Annotated in this window: 18 protein-coding genes; 2 read left to right on the top strand and 16 right to left on the bottom strand. The window is 45.5% G+C overall.

What is annotated here, in order from left to right:
• Positions 1–19 precede the first annotated feature (19 nt).
• Complete coding sequence (locus CYCPU_RS0106335) at positions 20–778, bottom strand: RNA methyltransferase (RefSeq protein ID WP_232228598.1); 759 nt, start codon at positions 776–778, stop codon at positions 20–22.
• 58 nt (positions 779–836) lie between these two features.
• Here CYCPU_RS0106335 and CYCPU_RS0106340 point away from each other — a divergent pair, with 58 nt between their 5' ends.
• Positions 837–1,637, top strand: a complete 801-nt coding sequence (locus tag CYCPU_RS0106340) for an inositol monophosphatase family protein (protein ID WP_015006070.1) — start codon at positions 837–839, stop codon at positions 1,635–1,637.
• A 71-nt stretch (positions 1,638–1,708) separates the two neighbouring features.
• Here the strand turns inward: CYCPU_RS0106340 and secF are convergent, their stop codons facing one another.
• The 9 genes from secF to CYCPU_RS12150 all read right to left on the bottom strand — a co-directional run bounded on the left by secF (position 1,709) and on the right by CYCPU_RS12150 (position 9,541).
• Complete coding sequence (secF, locus tag CYCPU_RS0106345; RefSeq protein WP_016390159.1) at positions 1,709–2,644, bottom strand: protein translocase subunit SecF; 936 nt, start codon at positions 2,642–2,644, stop codon at positions 1,709–1,711.
• Positions 2,645–2,647: 3 nt separating this feature from the next.
• On the bottom strand, positions 2,648–4,507 hold the full coding sequence (gene secD, locus CYCPU_RS0106350) for a protein translocase subunit SecD (RefSeq protein ID WP_015006072.1): 1,860 nt from the start codon (positions 4,505–4,507) through the stop codon (positions 2,648–2,650).
• A gap of 21 nt (positions 4,508–4,528) precedes the next feature.
• Positions 4,529–4,888, bottom strand: coding sequence for a preprotein translocase subunit YajC (yajC, locus tag CYCPU_RS0106355; RefSeq protein WP_015006073.1), 360 nt, complete (start codon positions 4,886–4,888; stop codon positions 4,529–4,531).
• Between the two features lie 36 nt (positions 4,889–4,924).
• Positions 4,925–6,040 carry a tRNA guanosine(34) transglycosylase Tgt gene (gene tgt / locus CYCPU_RS0106360; RefSeq protein ID WP_015006074.1) on the bottom strand — a complete coding sequence of 372 codons (1,116 nt, stop codon included), beginning with the start codon at positions 6,038–6,040 and terminating at the stop codon, positions 4,925–4,927.
• Between the two features lies 1 nt (position 6,041).
• The gene (queA, locus tag CYCPU_RS0106365) at positions 6,042–7,070 is read right to left on the bottom strand and encodes a tRNA preQ1(34) S-adenosylmethionine ribosyltransferase-isomerase QueA (RefSeq protein ID WP_015006075.1); all 1,029 of its coding nucleotides are present in this window, start codon (positions 7,068–7,070) and stop codon (positions 6,042–6,044) included.
• 817 nt (positions 7,071–7,887) lie between these two features.
• Positions 7,888–8,610 carry a hypothetical protein gene (locus CYCPU_RS0106370; RefSeq protein WP_020162242.1) on the bottom strand — a complete coding sequence of 241 codons (723 nt, stop codon included), beginning with the start codon at positions 8,608–8,610 and terminating at the stop codon, positions 7,888–7,890.
• Complete coding sequence (locus CYCPU_RS0106375; RefSeq protein ID WP_015006077.1) at positions 8,600–8,881, bottom strand: heavy-metal-associated domain-containing protein; 282 nt, start codon at positions 8,879–8,881, stop codon at positions 8,600–8,602. Before CYCPU_RS0106375 ends, CYCPU_RS0106370 begins: the two co-directional genes overlap by 11 nt.
• A 10-nt stretch (positions 8,882–8,891) precedes the next feature.
• Positions 8,892–9,290 (bottom strand): hypothetical protein, encoded by a 399-nt coding sequence (locus CYCPU_RS0106380; RefSeq protein WP_015006078.1) that lies wholly within the window; start codon positions 9,288–9,290, stop codon positions 8,892–8,894.
• Entirely contained in the window at positions 9,287–9,541 is a 255-nt protein-coding gene (locus CYCPU_RS12150) for a GDCCVxC domain-containing (seleno)protein (protein ID WP_456297524.1), read from the bottom strand. The genes CYCPU_RS0106380 and CYCPU_RS12150 overlap by 4 nt, the downstream gene beginning before the upstream one ends.
• A 47-nt stretch (positions 9,542–9,588) precedes the next feature.
• On the opposite strand from CYCPU_RS12150, the gene CYCPU_RS0106385 reads away from it, so the two are divergent.
• A complete protein-coding gene (locus CYCPU_RS0106385) occupies positions 9,589–10,023 on the top strand; it encodes a MerR family transcriptional regulator (RefSeq protein WP_020162243.1) in 435 nt (144 codons plus the stop codon).
• An 83-nt stretch (positions 10,024–10,106) separates the two neighbouring features.
• Here the strand turns inward: CYCPU_RS0106385 and CYCPU_RS0106390 are convergent, their stop codons facing one another.
• From CYCPU_RS0106390 to CYCPU_RS0106415, 6 genes are read right to left on the bottom strand one after another with little or no spacing between them, the layout of a single operon-like run.
• On the bottom strand, positions 10,107–11,477 hold the full coding sequence (locus CYCPU_RS0106390; RefSeq protein WP_020162244.1) for a dicarboxylate/amino acid:cation symporter: 1,371 nt from the start codon (positions 11,475–11,477) through the stop codon (positions 10,107–10,109).
• Positions 11,478–11,527: 50 nt separating this feature from the next.
• Complete coding sequence (locus CYCPU_RS12110; protein ID WP_020162245.1) at positions 11,528–11,794, bottom strand: DUF5676 family membrane protein; 267 nt, start codon at positions 11,792–11,794, stop codon at positions 11,528–11,530.
• A gap of 38 nt (positions 11,795–11,832) precedes the next feature.
• Positions 11,833–12,303 carry an ion channel gene (locus CYCPU_RS0106400; RefSeq protein ID WP_020162246.1) on the bottom strand — a complete coding sequence of 157 codons (471 nt, stop codon included), beginning with the start codon at positions 12,301–12,303 and terminating at the stop codon, positions 11,833–11,835.
• Positions 12,300–15,506, bottom strand: a complete 3,207-nt coding sequence (locus CYCPU_RS0106405; protein ID WP_033422344.1) for an efflux RND transporter permease subunit — start codon at positions 15,504–15,506, stop codon at positions 12,300–12,302. Before CYCPU_RS0106405 ends, CYCPU_RS0106400 begins: the two co-directional genes overlap by 4 nt.
• Positions 15,499–17,043, bottom strand: a complete 1,545-nt coding sequence (locus CYCPU_RS0106410) for an efflux RND transporter periplasmic adaptor subunit (RefSeq protein ID WP_020162248.1) — start codon at positions 17,041–17,043, stop codon at positions 15,499–15,501. Before CYCPU_RS0106410 ends, CYCPU_RS0106405 begins: the two co-directional genes overlap by 8 nt.
• On the bottom strand, positions 17,036–18,403 hold the full coding sequence (locus tag CYCPU_RS0106415; protein ID WP_020162249.1) for a TolC family protein: 1,368 nt from the start codon (positions 18,401–18,403) through the stop codon (positions 17,036–17,038). The genes CYCPU_RS0106410 and CYCPU_RS0106415 overlap by 8 nt, the downstream gene beginning before the upstream one ends.
• Positions 18,404–18,491: the final 88 nt, after the last annotated feature.

The raw sequence follows: 18,491 nt of genomic DNA on the forward strand, positions 1-18,491 counted from the left end.
AACACATTTTTTTACAACGTTAGGCTTTTTTGATTCCATCTATCTTATTATTGATTGCCGTTAACACGCCACGTAGGATATTCACCTCTGTTCGATTAAGTTCAGAACGGTAAAAAATACGCCTGATGCGTTGTTGCAGCCTTTTAGTTTTATAGAGCTGTAGAAAATCTGTTTTCTCAAGCGTCTTTAAAAGGTGCTCAAAAAAACCTTCAAACTCTTGGCTGGTTGCAGGCCTATCTTCAACATCAGGTGATTCAATTACCTGTTCACCTATCACTGCTGAATACACCTCATAACATAACACTTGCACAGCAGATGCAACGTTTAATGAACTAAAATTTGGATTAGTTGGAATATGTAATAAGTGCTGACACAATTCCAACTCTTCATTCGTGAGCCCGGAGTTTTCTCGGCCAAACACCAACGCAACCTTTGCATTCTTTGCCGATGCAATGGCCAATTCACTGCCTTTTTTAGGGCCAACCTCTGACCAACCCAAATGCCTAATTCTAGCGCTAGCCCCCAAGACTAACTCACACGGCTCCAAGGCTTCTTTTAAACTATTATAAACATTTGCTGTTGCCAAAATATCATCGGCACCAGACGCACGTGAGGTGGCCTCAGAACTCGGAAATATTTTAGGGTTAACTAAGGCTAAATCACTAAGCCCCATATTTTTCATGGCCCGCGCTGTTGCGCCTATATTCCCAGGATGTGAAGTTTGTACCAACACAATCCTTATATTTGACAATATTTCGTTATTTTCATCGACTTTCAAAAGACATCCTCCGGCTGTATCTGTTATCCTTGCGCCACATAAATAGTTAGGCATCATCATGCACCCAATGTTAAATATTGCCATTAGGGCAGCAAGGCAAGCAGGCGATATTATAATACGTTCAGCTGACTCAATTGACACACTTAAGATAACTATTAAAAATCAAAATGATTACGCCACAGAAATTGACCGGCGTGCTGAAGAAGAAATTATTAATATCTTATTAAGTGCTTATCCCGATCACGGTGTTTTAGCCGAAGAATCTGGCTATCTAAATCAAGACGCTGAATATATTTGGATTATAGACCCTCTTGATGGAACCACGAATTTTATACACGGTTTTCCGCATTATGCGGTATCTATTGCTTTAAAAAGAGGCGATACCGTAGAGCAAGCCGTAATTTACGACCCTGTTCGTCAAGACCTATTTACTGCAACACGTGGTAAAGGGGCAATGCTGAACAACAGACGTCTTCGTGTTGGCCGACAACGAAAAATCGAAGGTTCATTTCTAGGCACTGGCTTCCCTTTTAAGAACGATAAAGATATTGAACCTTACCTCGATATCTTTCGTGATATTTTCTCTTCCACCTCTGGTGTTAGACGTGCAGGAGCTGCTTCTTTAGATTTAGCTTATGTAGCTGCTGGAAAACTAGATGGTTTTTTTGAAATCGGTCTAAAACCTTGGGATTTTGCTGCTGGCGTCTTACTCATTCAAGAGGCTGGTGGTGTTGTTAGTGATTTTTCTAATAATCACGATTTCCACAAAACAGGTAACATTGTTTGTGGCAACCCTAAAATGCATCAGGCCTTATTAAACAAAATTACACCGCATGCAGAAAAAGTAATTAACAGTTAAACAACACACAAAACTTGATCAATAAAAAAGCCGCTATAAAAGCGGCTTTTTTATTACCAATTATCAGCTCATCAAGGAATTTTATCTAACTCATCTTGATCAACCTTAACAACCATCAGGTCTTCTTTCGTCACTCCCAAGGCAAGCGTTATGGGGCTAGCAACATAAATAGAAGAATAGGTACCAATTAACACGCCAACAATCAGCGCAAGTGCAAAGTCATGAATAATTTCACCACCTAAAACAAACAATGCCATTAACACTAACAAAGTTGTTAGCGAGGTCATCACGGTTCGAGTAAACGTCTGGTTTAACGAGATATTAACAACATCAACCGGTGAGCCTTTTCGCAATGTTCTAAAGTTTTCTCTTACACGATCAAACACAACAATAGTATCGTTCAATGAATAACCAATAATCGCTAAAATAGCCGCCAGTACTGTTAAATCAAATTCAAACTGAAAAACAGAAAAGAAACCAAGGGTAATAATAACGTCGTGCGCCAGTGCCGCCACAGAGCCTAAGCCAAAGCGATATTCAAAGCGAATAGCGACATAAATCAGGATACAGATTAAGGCATATAATAGTGCCAAACCGCCATCTTCTTGTAACTCTTCACCAACTTGTGGGCCAACAAATTCTGCCCGTCTTAACTCACCTTGTTGTGAGAAATTCTCATTCACCGCAGCCAACACCTTATTACTTAACGCTGCAGTATTTAACGCATCATTTGGTAATAAGCGGATGAGCACTTCTTTTGATGAACCAAAATGTTGTACCACAGCGCCACTAAAATTAGCCTCTGTTAACAAATTCCTTAAACTTTCCAGCTCAACTGCTTCGGGAAAGCTAAGCTCTACCAACGTTCCACCAGTAAAATCAATCCCTTTTTTTAACCCCATGGTCGCTAAAGAAGCGATAGAAACAATAATTAATAGAGTAGAAAAAATAAGCGCTATTTTACGTTTACTTAGAAAATCAATCTTGATTGTATGTTGATTACTCATAATTTAAATCTTCAGTTTTTCTATTTGACGACTACCAAAAGTCACATTGACTAATGCACGCGTACCAATAATAGCGGTGAACATAGAGGTTAAAATACCGATACTTAAGGTAATAGCGAAACCTTTAATAGGCCCTGTACCAAAACCGAAAAGGATAATCGCGGCAATCAATGTCGTGATATTTGCATCCGCAATGGTAGAAAAGGCTTTATCGTAGCCCGCCGCAATACTAGCTTGAGGTGAGTTTCCATTTTTAATCTCCTCTTTAATGCGCTCAAAAATTAGCACATTAGCATCTACCGCCATCCCCACTGTTAGCACAATGCCGGCAATTCCAGGCAGCGTTAACGTGGCTTGCAAGAGTGACAATACAGCAACGATAAAAACCAGATTAAAGGCCAAGGCCACATCGGCAAAAAGGCCGAATGTCTTGTAATAAATAGCCATAAAAATTAAGACTAAAACAAAACCAATCATCACAGAATTGAAGCCTTTATCAATATTATCTTGCCCTAGGCTTGGCCCAACCGTGCGCTCTTCAACAATATCAATCGGCGCAGCCAAGGCACCTGCTCTTAATAATAAAGCTAGATCACGTGCTTCAGCTGAATTATCTAAGCCTGTTGTTTGAAAACGGTTACTAAAGTGCCCACGAATGGTCGCCACATTAATCACTTCCTCGACGACTGTTTTGTAGCGTACCGGCTCGCCGTTAACCATTTTTATATCGGTTCTATTTTCAATAAATACAACCGCCATTGGTTTACCAATATTTTCTCGTGTGGTTTTGCTCATTTTTTTACCACCCGGACCATCTAATGACACAGAAACCATTGCGGAGCCTGTATCACCTTCTATCCCTGATGAAGCATCTACAATCTCATTACCGGTCACAATAACCTGTTTTTTCAACAGGATTTGGCCACCATCTCGACGGTTATATAACTTAGAACCAATCGGCACTCTTCCAGCTAATGCAGATGACACTGAATTTTGCGTATCAACCAGATGATACTCAAGTGTTGCGGTTGCACCTAAAATCTCTTTTGCACGAGCCGTGTCCTGGACACCAGGTAATTCAACAACAATACGGCTTTCACCCTGTCTTTGAATAACAGGCTCTGCAACACCTAACTCATTAACACGATTTTTTAACGTAATGATATTTTGCTGAACAGCATAGTTTCTTACGTCCATTAACTCATCATCTGACATCGTTGCCGTTAAGGTGGGCGTTGAGGACTCGCTAACTTCAGGCTTAAAGTCCCAAGTACGGAACTGAGACTCCAATTTGCTGATCGCCTCGTCATGAATCTGTTGGTTTCTAAATTTAATACCAACATTGTGGCCATTGACCATAACGCTTAGATAACGCAATTTATTTTCGCGCAAATATTGGCGAAAATCAGCCGCACCACGGTCTACTGCTTGCTTCTCAGCAGCTTGCATATCCACTTCCAGTAAGAAATGCACACCACCTCTTAAATCCAAGCCTAAATACATAGGCGCTGCATTTAACGAACGCAACCATTGAGGGGTTGTTGGCGCCAAATTAAGAGCCACAACATAGTTATTCCCTAAGACCGACTTAATAATATCAACCGCCTTAAGTTGATCATTCGAATGCTTGAAGCGCAACAAAATTTGGCTGTCATTCAACTCACCTTTTAATAAGGCAACACCATTTTGTGCTAGCTGATCTTTTACATCAGCTAAAACAGAACTGTTGATGACCGCACCACGCAAAGGCGAAATTTGTACAGAAGGGTCTTCACCGTAAAGATTTGGTAGTGCGTAAATAATAGCAACAACTAACGCCATTATTATCATTAAGTTCTTCCAAGCAGGAAAATGATTCGTCATAACAATAACTCGTTTGGCAGTTTATTTTTTTGCTTTTCCAGCAGATGCGTATGTGCCTTTAGGCATTACCGTTGAAATTGAAGTCTTCATCACTTGAACCGATGTATTAGGCGCAATTTCAAGTGTAATAAAATGATCATCCACTTCTGTAATTTTACCCAGCAAACCACCATTGGTTACAATTTCGTCGCCTTTCTTAGCGCCTGCAACAAGTTGCTTGTGTTCTTTATTACGCTTTTGTTGAGGACGAATTAAAAGAAAGTAAAAAATAACAATTAACGCAATTGGAAAAAGTAATCCTTCGAACCCTGGTGCTGCTGCTTCTTGAGTTGCGGCTGCGGTATCTGCTGCGATGGCGTTTGAAACTAAAAAATCTAACATATTTTTTCCTTATTAATGAATTAACTCAATCACGCATTATGCCACAGCATCTCGTGTTTTGCCTTGCTGCTCATAAAAATCATCCACAAATTCTAACAAGCGCTCTTGCTCAATAGCCTGACGTAAGCCACGCATCAAGTCTTGATAATAATGAAGGTTATGAATCGTATTTAAACGCGAGCCTAAAATCTCTTTACACTTATCTAAATGTCGCAAGTAGGAACGCGAATAATTCTTACAGGTATAACACTCACATGCCTCATCAACTGGCTTGGTATCAAATTGATACTTTTCATTTCTTATTTTCACTAAGCCTTTACGGGTAAACAAATAACCATTACGTGCATTCCGTGTTGGCATAACACAATCAAACATATCAATGCCTTTTAACACCGCTTCAACAATATCTTCGGGTTTACCCACGCCCATCAAATAGCGCGGTTTATCACTGGGCATAGCCGGAACAATATGTTCCAAAACTCGCTCACGGTCGTCTTTAGGCTCACCAACAGACAAACCGCCAATCGCAAAGCCATCAAAATCAATTTGCTTCAGCGCTTCTAATGACCTATCACGTAAATTTTCATACATACCTCCTTGAACAATACCAAATAAAGCCGAAGGGTTATCGCCATGAGCATCTTTACTTCGCTTGGCCCAGCGTAGCGATAACTCCATAGATATACGCGCTTCTTCTTCAGTGGCTGGGTACGGTGTACATTCGTCAAAAATCATTACAATATCCGAGCCTAATTGCCGTTGCACTTGCATTGACTCTTCAGGCCCCATAAATACTTTTCGGCCATCCACCGGGGAACGAAAATGAACACCCTTCTCTGTAATTTTACGCATTTCATCCAAGCTAAATACTTGAAAGCCACCGGAGTCAGTCAAAATAGGCTTTTGCCAGTTCATGAAGTCATGCAAGTCACCATGCGCTTCAATAACCTCCACACCCGGACGCAACATTAAGTGAAACGTATTACCGAGCACTATTTCAGCACCGGTGTCTAATAACTCCTCTGGTGCCATTGCTTTAACCGTACCGTACGTGCCTACGGGCATAAAAGCGGGGGTTTCAATAGTACCGCGGTCAAACGTTAAACGTGCACGGCGGGCCTTAGCATCGGTATTTAATAAATTAAATTTCATATTATTCAGTTGTATCTGACATTTTTGTTAAAAACATAGCATCACCATAGCTAAAAAACCGATACCGTTGGGCTATTGCATGTTGATACGCCAATTTCATTCGCTGATAACCAGAAAATGCACTCACTAACATTAATAAAGTAGATTCAGGCAAATGAAAATTCGTTACCATCGCATCCACCACATTAAAGTGGTAACCCGGCGTAATAAATAAATCTGTATCGCCTGTAAAAGGCTTAATAGCCCCCTCTTTTGCTGCAGACTCTAATGAACGCATCGCCGTTGTACCCACAGCAATAACACGCCCACCATTTTTTTTAGTCGCTTCAATTTGTTGAACCGTTTGTTCATCTACCGTTAGCCATTCTTTATGCATAATATGGTCAGCAAGGTTTTCTTCTCTAACCGGCTGAAAAGTACCACTACCAACGTGCAAGGTGACATAAGCAAAGTTCACCCCAAGTGATTTTATGTCGTCAAGCAGGCGCTCATCAAAGTGCAGCCCTGCTGTTGGCGCAGCAACTGCCCCAGGTTTACGACCAAACACCGTTTGATAGCGTTCAATATCCAGCGTTTCATCGTCCCTATCAATATAAGGTGGTAATGGCATATGCCCGATGGCCTTCAACACAGTATCAATCGAGTCATCAAACGTAAGTTGAAACAAATCGCCTTCACGACCATCAACCAAACACTTATAACCATCATTTAAAATAATGTGGGTACCGGCTTTGGGTGATTTACTGCAACGAACATGTGCCAACGCCGTCTTATCCCCCATAACACGCTCAATAAGGATCTCTAACTTACCGCCTGTTTCTTTATGGCCGAACAGGCGCGCAGCAATAACGCGGGTATTGTTAAAAACTAACAGATCCCCTTCTCTCAATAACATCGGCAGATCAGCAAAAACCTTGTCGGAAAAGTCATTCTCACCCACCACCAGCAAACGGCTATCAACCCGCTTCTCTAATGGGTAGCGAGCAATCAATTCATTGGGCAAGTCGTAATTAAAGTCACTTTTTTTCATGGCGACGGATCTTAACAGGAACGACCCTCATCAGCGAGCGCAAAACAGGCTATTAAATTAAAATTTTAATAGAGTTTGAATTTGAAACTGTCTATAATGCCCACACTTATTTGCCGGGGTGGCGGAACTGGTAGACGCGCCGGATTCAAAATTCTCAAGCGATTTTGTATCCCAAGTGGAAATTAAGCTTTTCTGTGGTGTACCTGTGAAAGGATTTGCGGGTAGTATAAAAAAGGACTGTCGGCAGACAATAAATGTATTTAGTGCCAGAGTGGTGAAATTGGTAGACACAGGGGATAAGCGAAAGCCAGTGTCTTTAAAAAACTGAGTCCCCCTCGTGAGCAATCGCGAGTGAGAAAAACTGGATGAATTGCTGGAAACTCTAAGTCTAGAAATAGATACGACAATCAGCAGCCAAGCCGTCTGAGACGGAAGGTTCAACGACTACCTGAGCTGTTGCGAGATGGCTTAATAACAGGAAGTAGCTTGGATTAGAACCCAAGTGAAACAGCGTCCAGCCCCTAAGTATATTAGGGTGATGATATAGTCTGGCTAGCATCGAAAGATGGTAGGTTAATGTCAAAATCCCCCGCCTTCACGGGTGTGCCGGTTCGAGTCCGGCCTCTGGTACCATCTTCCCCTTCACATAAACGCAACGGATTATTTCCTACTCCAGATCCTAGATAAAGCCTTGGGATACACTGGGGATACAAACAGGAGTAATTCCCGTGATCGTCGGGTAATGATAGGTAATCAACCTAACGATATACAGCAGGCTCAAAATGCAACAATTTGCATAATCAGTAAACTCTTTATCTCAATGAAACCGTATGCTGAGCAAGAAACCGGTAGCATCCGGACCATTCAGGTCCTGAATAACGCCTCCCTCTAGTACCCAGCGCCCTTGTGTCCACTGCAGGCCCAAGGTGAATTGGTGAACCATCGAAGCCCCCTTTTGCCAGCGGCCACCCAGCTCAACGACTCCATACAACTCTGACTGAATCCCCCACTCTGGATACACCGCTGGCATCAATCGATGCTGCCAGGATAGATCATAGCGTGCTGAATCCCGTCGATCACCGGTACCTCGCTGATATAGAGCATCAATATCCCATTCGTTCTTATCCCGAAACCAAGTAGCTACTGCACCAGCTTGAAACGCCCCATCCCGTGAACTATCAGTTGGAATCACTGCACCACCCAATAGCCCTATACGACGCGTGCCTTTAGGGTCATCCCCCTGAGAAACAATCTGCCGGTATAGCAGGCTAAAATCACCTAGCTGTTTATCATCACCGGATGACAGGCGATAAGGAACACCAAATAACAGCGTCTTTTTGTGATCGATACCATAGGCCAAGTTGGCTGTTAGCTGGTTAATATTGGTTTCATTGTCGTGACTAACAATACCACGTAAGACCGTACCGCCCTTCTCTACCGGTAGCGCCACGAAAGAGCGCAACCCCATACCCAACGCGCTCGACTGAAAACACAGCTCAAGCAAACCGATCCACAGTAAAATCGCCCATCTATTTGACATGAACCTTGACCGGCGTAAAACCTGAATCAATGATTGCCTGTTTGATTGCATCAATATCGGCCTTTTTATCACCAGTATCGACCCTAACCTTTTTGTTTTTTAAGCTAACATCTACCTGGGCAATTTCAGGTAACTTGCCCAATTTACGTTGCAAGCTGTCGACGCAGAACGCACACGTCATACCGTTGATATCAATTTCCAAGGTCTCCGAAAATACTGTGGCGGGAAATGCGATGCCCACTAACAGTATCAATAAGGTTATGGTTTTCATCTTAACCTCCCTAAATGCCCAACAGGTTCCTGAGGGGCAATAACAAAAAGGCAGCAGTAAATCCTACCGACCACACCACCAAAGCCAGAAAAAAAATGCGGCGATTCCAGATCTGCGCTCTCTTGCAGCGGTCAGCCAAAACTGGATCAGCAGGGCAACTAACAGGGCTTTTCCAGAGCACCCATGCAGCAACCCCCAAAATCAGGGCTGAACCACCAAACATCCACGACTCATAGGATGCCAACGTGACCAACACGGGAAATTGGCTAGTTAAAGACGCGACGACTGCTCCCATACCAATGCTGACCAATAGGATAGGTAGCGCGCAGCAAAGCAAGGTTCCGGTGGAAGCAAAGAGAGCCAACCACCCCAACGCTTTTTTGGAGCCCTCGCCAGATTCCCTATTCATCGACAACATCCTGTTTTTTCGCTGGATTCATTGGTCTTCTGGACCGGTGGACAGGGAATACTGCCATAAGAACAAAATACGCAGCAGTCGCCCGCCACAGGCTTCAATACCACAGAACACTGGGGACATTGAAAGAAATACATGCAGGCATCTTCCGGCATAATTTCCACTGTTTTGTGGCCACATTCAGGGCACATAAGCTCAGATTCAAGCATGGTTGTCATCGGCATACCTCTATCATTTTGAGCCATTAGTGCTAGTATAAAATCTGTAGTAACTACAGGTTCATGTGATTTATATGCAAGAACGTTCAGCCAAGGCACCCTTCGGAGTCGGAGATCTGGCCCGCGCGGGCCAGTGTAAGGTCGAAACAGTGCGCTACTATGAGAAAATCGGTCTGATGCCAACACCGCAGCGCACGGAAGGCGGGCATCGGGTATATCACCGGCCAGAATTGAAACGACTGATTTTCATCCGCCGCAGCCGGGACCTGGGCTTTAGCGTGGCGCAGGTCCGTGACTTGTTGCAGTTCGTCGACGAGCCAAATCACACCTGTGGCGAAGTGAAAGCCCTTACCCTGGCGCAATCAGAAGAGGTGCAACGCAAGATAGATGATTTGCAAAGGCTTCATCAAGCATTGGTTACGATGGCTGAACAGTGCAAAGGACACTCTTATACCTTGGATCAGTGCCCGATTATCGACGCACTATTTGAAGACCCCAATGAACAATAAGGGCATACAGAGAACAACGCTGGTGCCTATCGACAATCATATTGTTGCTCGAATACAGCAGAAATAATAAATGCATATTCAATTCACACCACCTCCCGATCAATAGGTTTGGATGGAAGCCATTTATCCATCACCACACAGGCTGTTAAATCCCCGGTTACGTTTATTGCAGTGCGCGACATATCAAGGATTCGGTCAACCCCAATTATCAAAGCTATGCCGCTTGCTGGTACGCCGATATTTGTCAGTATCGTAGCAAGAATGACGATACCAACACCTGGTGTGCTAGGCGAACCAATTGAGGCACCAATGGTTGTTGTGATTAGCAATAGAAGCTCTCCCGAAGAAAGCTCAACCCCAAATACTTGCGTGAGAAACACGGCAGCGACAACTTGATAAAGCGCGGTGCCATCCATATTAATCGTCGCGCCTAACGGCACGATAAAATCGGCAGTTGAGGATTGCACACCAAGCTTTTCTTCCGCCGTTTTGATGGACAGAGGCATCACCGCAGCCGAGCTGGATGTTGAAAATGCCAGCAATTGGACTTCTCTTACCCTAGACAAAAACGTTGAAGGGCTTACACCCGCCACAATCAATACAACTGTCAGGTAAAACCCAAGCAGCATCCCTAAGCCAAGTAGAACAGTACCCACATACACCGACATTCCCATGAGCGCGTCAATGCCGACTTGCATAATGATTTGCGCCAACAATCCCAGTACCGCCAGGGGAGCGATCACCATCGCCCAACTAACAATCTTCATTGACAATTCTTGTACGGATTTGGAAATATCGAGTAAGGGTTTAGCCCGATCCTGGGTAATAGAGGCTAGCGCAACCCCCGTAAGGATCGCAAACACGACGATTTGCAACATGCTTTCTTCAAGCGCCGCACTCAATGGATTAGCCGGTATTAGACCGACTATACGGTCATGAAGTGTCAGTACTTCCTGATTTTCACTCACCTTCACAGGTCCTGTATCGGCGAGTGCTGCAGAGAGCATATTTGGATCGATGTACTGCCCTGGTTCAACGAACGTCGCGAGCACTACACCAATTAGGACAGCTACAGTTGTTGTAGCTACGAAATAGGGAGCAATTCGCAACCCCATTTTGCGAAGTTTGGTCAGATCTTCAGCGCCTGCTATACCAAGCACAATTGACGATACGACAAGCGGAAGCATAATCATCTGAATCAGCGCCAAAAACAAATGTCCAGGCAAAACAAGCCACCCAGTAATAAGTTCAGCTGTTTGATCAGACACCAAGGCCGCCCCTTCCGGAGACACCAATAAACCAATGCCGACACCCAAGACCATGCATACAACAATCTGCACCCACAGTTTGCTGCGGATCAGAAATGTCAATTTCTCAGCCAGTGCTCCCAGCTCTGAGACAGTTTCAATTGTCGACGCAAAGCCTGGCTGAAAATATCCCTTCTTTTCAACCATTAGCAGTACCGCTCAAAATAATTGCTCTTCAGCATACCCAAAAAATTAGCCTAACTAGCTTCACTGCCAACCATCTGGTTATAGATAACTGCCAGTAACGCTCCTGCAACACCGGCAAGGATCATCCAACCGATTAACCCGACCAGAAACCCAGACCATGTCAACGTCCATCCCATCTGCGTTATATCGACGTGAATCATATGCGTTGTCATTAGCAGCATGTAATGAGGAAAAAGGGCTACAAGAATGCTACATATCACCCACAATAGCCCCGCACATAGTCCGCTTGCCACCGCAAATTTATTCCTGTTGATCATATCCACCTCTTCATTCGTTGACTCCCAATGTGTCGAGACTAACCGGTGTTCTTTCGGGGCTCATCCATTCGACCAGTACACGCGTTATCCCATGGCCATAAACGACCCATTGCAAGAAACGTAAACGACGCAGACCAGGTGATTAATAGAAAACCATTCAGTGCCTCCATGGCGGTTATAAAGCGAATGTGCCCTTGGGGCTGTATATCTCCCAAGCCCAGTGTTGTGTAGATAACCCCTGAGTAATATAAGTAACTCATTGCATCACCCACTGGTGCCCCTTGAAACATACCCAATTTAAGCGAAGATACAGACCAGCTGTAGGTTATTGCGTAGAAAGCAATCTCAACGATATGCGTCAGGAAAAGCACGACGACAATAACTAACACCTGCGTTTGTGTTGGCAAATTCATCTTTGGCGTATTCAACCCAAGCCAAAGCAATACTCGGTAATGAAATGTAAAGGTGACCGCAACCAGACTGAAAGCCAACACAATTGCAAATATCATGCAGTGTCTCCTTTTTCAGTTAACACCTGAAAATCGGCATTCGCAGGTAGCTCTCGGCGCTTCTCTTGGTACTGTAGAATGAGGCTATAAATCACAGGCAGTACCAAAAGATTCAGTATCATAACCGTCAGCATCCCGCCTAACATCGGTGCGGCAATACGGTGCGTAACATCGGAGCCAGTGCCGCTACTTAGCATGATAGGAATCAGTCCAGCCATCGTGGATATGGCCGTCATCGCCACAGGTCGTACCCGCTTTGACGTTGCCGACAGTACCGCATCCTTTATTTCCTCTAGCGATAGCAACTGCCTCGACTCGGCGCGTCGTTTGGCGATCTCGACATCAATAAAGCTTAAGACCAGAACACCAATTTCTGCCGCCATCCCTGCCAACGCAATAAAGCCAACAGCAACAGCCACCGACATATTGTAATCATTGATATAGATAAGCCAGATTCCGCCTACGAGACCGAACGGAATCGACATCATCACAACTAATGGCTCGGTGATGTTTCGGAAATTGAAGTACAGGAGCAGGAAAATAATGAGCAGCGTTGCTGGTGCCACAATGCTCAGGCGCTCAGCAGCACGTTCCATATATTCGAACTGGCCGGACCAGGTAATAGTGTATCCCGCTGGAACCGTAACTTGTTCATTCAACACCTGCTTAGCTTTGGCAACATAACCTCCAATGTCCGAAGTAGAGATATCGACATAAATCCAGGCGTTAGGCCGCGCATCTTCGCTTTTAATAACGGGCGGTCCACGCTGATAATCAATATCCGCCACCATCGCCAGGGGAATTTGTGTTCCCGTAGGCGTGGGTATTAATACACGCTTGAGGGTTTCCAGATCATCGCGCAACTCACGCGGGTAGCGTAGATTGACTGGATACCGCTCAAGTCCCTCGACAGTTTCGGTGATATTCATACCACCAATGGCACTTTGGATAATATCCTGAACCGCTCCAACAGTTAGCCCGTAGCGCGCTGCGCTTTCCCGATTAATGTTGAAGTCTAGGTAATAGCCCCCAACTGCCCTGTCACCAAAGGCCGAAGTAGTCTCCGGCAGTGTTTTCATGGCTTGCTCAATATCCTGAGAAACCTGTTGTAAGACATTCAGATCGGGGCCGGAAACTTTGATACCAATAGGTGTTTTAATACCCGTCGATAACATATCGATTCGAGTTTTGATCGGCATTGTCCAGGCGTTAGCCAATCCTGGGAATTGAATCGCCTTATCCATTTCATTCATCAAGTCTTTGGTTGATTTTTTTGGGTCTGGCCATTCGTCCTTCGGTTTTAATCGGACCGTAGTTTCTATCATGGCCAAAGGTGCCGAGTCCGTTGCAGATTCTGCGCGCCCTACTTTGCCGAACACATGATGCACTTCAGGGAACGTCGATAATATTTTGTCGGTTTGCTGCAACAACTCCTTGGCTTTGGTAATGGAGATACCAGGGAAAGTCGTCGGCATATACAAAATATCGCCCTCATCCAACGGTGGCATAAACTCGCTACCCAGCTTGGAATAGGGATAGTAGGTCACTGCCAACAAGCCTACAGCCACAATTAAAGTAATGCTTCTCCACCGCATCGCCAGCGTCAACGCAGGTTTATGCAACGCATGTAGTGCCCGATTAATCGGATTCTTGTGTTCAGCAATGATTTTCCCTCGCAGGAGATAGCCCATCATCACTGGTACCAAGGTAATGGCCAAAATTGCCGAAGCGGCCATGGCATAAGTAGCGGTAAAGGCCAGCGGGCTGAATAGCCGACCTTCCTGGGCCTGCATAGTAAAAATCGGTAAAAACGAAACTGTAATGACCAACAGAGAGAAAAACAGGGCCGGGCCGACTTCATGACAGGACGCGCCAATCGTCTTCCAGCGCTCATCCAGTGTCAGTTCACTGCCTTTTCCTTCACTTGCCTTTTTTTCACTGGCTTCGGCTAACCGACTATGCGCATTCTCAACCATCACAATAGCCCCATCGACCATGGTGCCGATGGTAATAGCAATACCACCCAAGGACATAATATTGGCGTTGAGCCCCTGGAGGCGCATGACGATAAAAGCCATCAAAATACCCAATGGCAGCGTAATGATCGCCACGAAAGCCGAGCGCGCATGTAGCAGAAACAGGATAACCACTAAACTGACGATTATCAGTTCCTGCATCAGTGAGGTGTTCAGGCTTTTTACTGCACGCTCGATCAAGTCACCACGATCATAGACTGGGACAATCTCTACACCGTCTGGTAAACCGGCTTTCAATTCCTCTAATTTAGCACGCACCGCTTGGATAGTAGCCAGAGCATTTTCGCCGAAGCGCATAATCACCACACCACCGGCAACCTCGCCCTCGCCATTCAAATCTACGAGACCTCGACGCAGCTCAGGGCCAATTTGAACATGCGCCACATCCTGTAGGCGTATGGGCGTACCGTTCGCATCAACAGCTACTGGAATACTGTTGAGATCATCAATCGACTGTATGTAACCCAGGCCCCGAACCATATATTCGGTTTCCGCCATCTCAACCAGACGCCCACCCACATCCTTGTTGGACATTTTGATGGCCATCTTAATTTTGTTTAGCGGGATGTTGTAACGCAACAAGGCATTGGGATCGACTTCTACCTGATATTGTTTAACGTAGCCTCCCACTGAGGCGACTTCTGAAACACCCTCTACGGTCTGCAACGGGTAACGTAAATACCAATCCTGCAAAGAGCGGAGTTGGGCTAAGTCATGTTTACCCGTTTTATCCACCAGTGCATATTCGTAGACCCAACCAACACCTGTTGCATCTGGCCCTAACGTCGGCGTAATGCCTTGCGGTAATCGGCCACTGACATAGTTAATGGATTCCAGCACCCGAGAACGTGCCCAGTACATATCGGTGCCATCTTCAAAAATGATGTACACGAAGGAAAGACCAAAGAAGGAGTATCCCCTAACCACTTTGGTACGAGGTACCGCCAACATCGACGTGGTTAGCGGGTATGTAACCTGGTCCTCTACTACTTGTGGCGACTGGCCGGGATATTCGGTAAAGATAATGACCTGTACATCCGATAAATCCGGTATTGCGTCCAGCGGGGCGTTTTTATAAGCAAACAAGCCGACTAGCGCAATAATGACAGTCGCGATCAGCACCATAAAACGATCGCGCAAGGAGGCATTGATAATGGCATTAATCATGGTCATGCACTCCATGCCCTGAGCCATCTATCTGCTCACTCATTTCCATATCGGTGTGACCGTCCATCTCCATCTGGGAGTGATCAGTCATCTCCTCACTGCCGTGAACCATCCCCTTGTGACTTTCCACGCTCCTCGAATCATCTTCAGAAATACCTTTAGAGCTGTTTAACGCGTCCATCATTTTGGCCGTCGCTTCCCGCAATTTTGATTCAGAATCTACCAGGAACTGGGCGGAGGTCACGACCTCCTCGCCCGCCGCGACACCTTCCAGTACAGCAACCTGGCCACTGGACTCAATACCCAACTTAACGGTTCTCGGTTCGAATTTACCGGGGCCTCTGACAACAAAAACTTGCGTCCTGCTACCGGAGCGAATAACCGATTCAGCGGGTACGATGACGGCGTTATTCAGCGTATCGGATTGAATGCTGACCTCCGCAAACATATCCGGGCGTAGTAACAGTTCACGATTGTCAAACACCAAACGTACTTTCGTGGTCCGTGTTTTCGATTCCGCATAGGGGTAGATATAGTCCAGAGAGCCTTTAAAGGTTTTACCGGGCACGGATGCCAAGGTCATCTCGACTTCATCGCCAAGCTTGACCCAAGGTAATTCGTATTCATAGACATCGGCGTAAACCCATACCTGGCTAAGGTCAACCATCATGTACAACTCGGTTTTTGGCGTAACATATTGCCCTTGGCGGGAGCCAATACGAATAACCGTACCGGCTACCGGTGAATGTATATGCAAACTTTTCTTAATTTTTCGGGTTTGTTCTAGCTCTTGAATCTGATGCTCAGGCACGTCCAGCAATTCCAAACGTTCGCGAGAACTCCTTACCAGATCCTCTGCACCTTGCCTGATTTCATCAAATTGGCTTTTACTCAAAGCAGACAGGTTATTGAGTGCCAATAAATATTCCTGCTGAGTCGAAACCAACTTAGGCGAGTAGATGCTTAGCAAAATATCGTCCTTAGCCACATTCTGCCCCGTCTTATCAACACGAATTTCTTCAATCCATCCTTCAACCTTGGGATGGAAGCGCGCCATACTCTCCTCATCAAAATCCACTCGACCAACAGCACGAATGGTTCGGCTGATTGCCTCTTGCTTAGCTATGGCCGTACGAACACCAATATTCTGAACCACTACCGGGTCGATCTTCACTGTACCTGCAACTTCACTGGCTTCGTTGTCGGCGTAAACCGGCACATAATCCATTCCCATCGAATCCTTAGCCGGTACAGGCGAAGTCACTGATGGATTCATTGGGTTCCGATAGAAAAGGATTTTTCGTTCGGACGATGGTTTATCTTCATCCGCATAGACAGGTATGTAATCCATACCCATGGAGTCTTTTGCTGGTACCGGCGATGTAATGCTCGGGTTCATCGGGTCGCGGTAAAACAAAGGCTTTTTATCCTGCTCTGTTACTGCCACTGTCGAGCTGCTATTACCGGACAACCAGTAACCAGTGCCGATCCCAATACCTAGCATCAGTACGGCGATTAAAAGGGTAGATTTATTCATAAACAGTTTCCTCGCCAACGGCGGCCTCTAGGCGGGCTAATGCTTGCTTTGCATCGCTTAACGCCTTCCAGTATTGCAGCTCGTAATTAAAAAGTGTCATCTGGCTTCGCACCAAGTTCAGGAAGTCCACTTCACTGACCTGATAACCTGCCAACATTGATTGAACCGTTTGTTGAGCTTGCGGAACAATGCCGCTACCAAAGAGCGAATATTGTTTCTTTGCCCGGTGGTAATCTGTAACGGCGGATGAAATTGCCGCTGTCACCAAGCCTTTTTCATCGAGCAGTGCGTAGCGGTTTTTCTGTAGCTCCAAACTTTTCTGAGAAACTGCCTTGGATTGTTTCCGGCCAGCGTAGAGCGGGATTTTTACTCCCACCATGACAGAAAGAAAATCTGAACGTGCTCCACCTCGGGGTAATGGATTGTCTCCGGTTCGATCACCGTAGGTCACACCCAGTTTAAAATCAGGATAATAATCGCGCTTGGCCAGATCGAGACGGGATTTCGCTGCATCAATCTGCGTTTCCATTTGTTTCAAGCGTGGTCGCACGGACGCCGCCTTCTGGTAAAGCTCACTCTCATCAACAAGATTTGGCATCATTTTAGAAACCGTATCCGGCAGCGTTATAGGATCGTTAGCAGGTCTGTCCATCAAGATATTGAGCTGTATGGCCTGATTGCGCCGTATGGCTTCTAGCTGAATTTCCTGATCCATTAATCGGGAGAGTTCCAGCTGCGAAAGCAAAACATCTTGTTGTAAGCCCTTACCGGTTTCGTATTTGGTTTTAGCGACGGTAATAAACTGACGCAACAAAGCTTGATTGCTGTCCACTGTCTCTAGGGCACGATCCATATAGTAGAGCTGCCACCATTTGCTCTTCACATTCTTTATAAGCTGCAAACGCAACTCATCGACAGAATGCCCCGCCGCCCGCGCATCGTACTCGGCGGCCTCTTCCTTTAAGCTCAACTTTCCTGGAAAAGGAAAGACCTGACTGAAGCCCACTTGGAGCTGTGTCATCGCTTCCTGATCCCTTTCGTAGGTATCAGTAGGGAAGTTCATCGCATTGAAATTAACCATCGGGTCCGGCAAGGTACCCACCTGTGAAGGGACTTCGGCCAACGCTTCATACCTTGCTTGCATTTCAGCAAGGTTAGGGTTGTCCCGGATTGCGACTTCAACCGCAGAACCCGCGGTCAATACCGGAGCGCTGCTATATTCGCTGGCGTATACAGTAATATTCGCGGCACCTAGAGCGACTGCACTTAAGAAAAGCCAACGCCTATGGATTGTTACTCGCGCGAATTGCGTCAACAGGCAGATCGCTACCCTCGAATAGAAACTAATATGTCGTTTCATAGTGATTCATCCTCAAGCGCGAGCCCCCAAGCAGATACAAACTGTTTGGGAGTAGAGAATGAAAACATGCCTCTGTGGTCTCGCTTCT

The sequence above is a fragment of the Cycloclasticus pugetii PS-1 genome (assembly GCF_000384415.1).
GTDB classification, from domain to species: Bacteria; Pseudomonadota; Gammaproteobacteria; order Methylococcales; family Cycloclasticaceae; genus Cycloclasticus; species Cycloclasticus pugetii.

Bases quoted from the DNA above. Each gene is read 5' to 3' on its own strand.
- CYCPU_RS0106340 (WP_015006070.1), top strand. From the start codon at position 837: ATGCACCCAATGTTAAATATTGCCATTAGGGCAGCAAGGCAAGCAGGC.
- secF (WP_016390159.1), bottom strand. From the start codon at position 2,644: ATGAGTAATCAACATACAATCAAGATTGATTTTCTAAGTAAACGTAAA.
- secD (WP_015006072.1), bottom strand. From the start codon at position 4,507: ATGACGAATCATTTTCCTGCTTGGAAGAACTTAATGATAATAATGGCG.
- yajC (WP_015006073.1), bottom strand. From the start codon at position 4,888: ATGTTAGATTTTTTAGTTTCAAACGCCATCGCAGCAGATACCGCAGCC.
- tgt (WP_015006074.1), bottom strand. From the start codon at position 6,040: ATGAAATTTAATTTATTAAATACCGATGCTAAGGCCCGCCGTGCACGT.
- queA (WP_015006075.1), bottom strand. From the start codon at position 7,070: ATGAAAAAAAGTGACTTTAATTACGACTTGCCCAATGAATTGATTGCT.
- CYCPU_RS0106370 (WP_020162242.1), bottom strand. From the start codon at position 8,610: ATGTCAAATAGATGGGCGATTTTACTGTGGATCGGTTTGCTTGAGCTG.
- CYCPU_RS0106375 (WP_015006077.1), bottom strand. From the start codon at position 8,881: ATGAAAACCATAACCTTATTGATACTGTTAGTGGGCATCGCATTTCCC.
- CYCPU_RS0106380 (WP_015006078.1), bottom strand. From the start codon at position 9,290: ATGAATAGGGAATCTGGCGAGGGCTCCAAAAAAGCGTTGGGGTGGTTG.
- CYCPU_RS12150 (WP_456297524.1), bottom strand. From the start codon at position 9,541: ATGGCTCAAAATGATAGAGGTATGCCGATGACAACCATGCTTGAATCT.
- CYCPU_RS0106385 (WP_020162243.1), top strand. From the start codon at position 9,589: ATGCAAGAACGTTCAGCCAAGGCACCCTTCGGAGTCGGAGATCTGGCC.
- CYCPU_RS0106390 (WP_020162244.1), bottom strand. From the start codon at position 11,477: ATGGTTGAAAAGAAGGGATATTTTCAGCCAGGCTTTGCGTCGACAATT.
- CYCPU_RS12110 (WP_020162245.1), bottom strand. From the start codon at position 11,794: ATGATCAACAGGAATAAATTTGCGGTGGCAAGCGGACTATGTGCGGGG.
- CYCPU_RS0106400 (WP_020162246.1), bottom strand. From the start codon at position 12,303: ATGATATTTGCAATTGTGTTGGCTTTCAGTCTGGTTGCGGTCACCTTT.
- CYCPU_RS0106405 (WP_033422344.1), bottom strand. From the start codon at position 15,506: ATGATTAATGCCATTATCAATGCCTCCTTGCGCGATCGTTTTATGGTG.
- CYCPU_RS0106410 (WP_020162248.1), bottom strand. From the start codon at position 17,043: ATGAATAAATCTACCCTTTTAATCGCCGTACTGATGCTAGGTATTGGG.
- CYCPU_RS0106415 (WP_020162249.1), bottom strand. From the start codon at position 18,403: ATGAAACGACATATTAGTTTCTATTCGAGGGTAGCGATCTGCCTGTTG.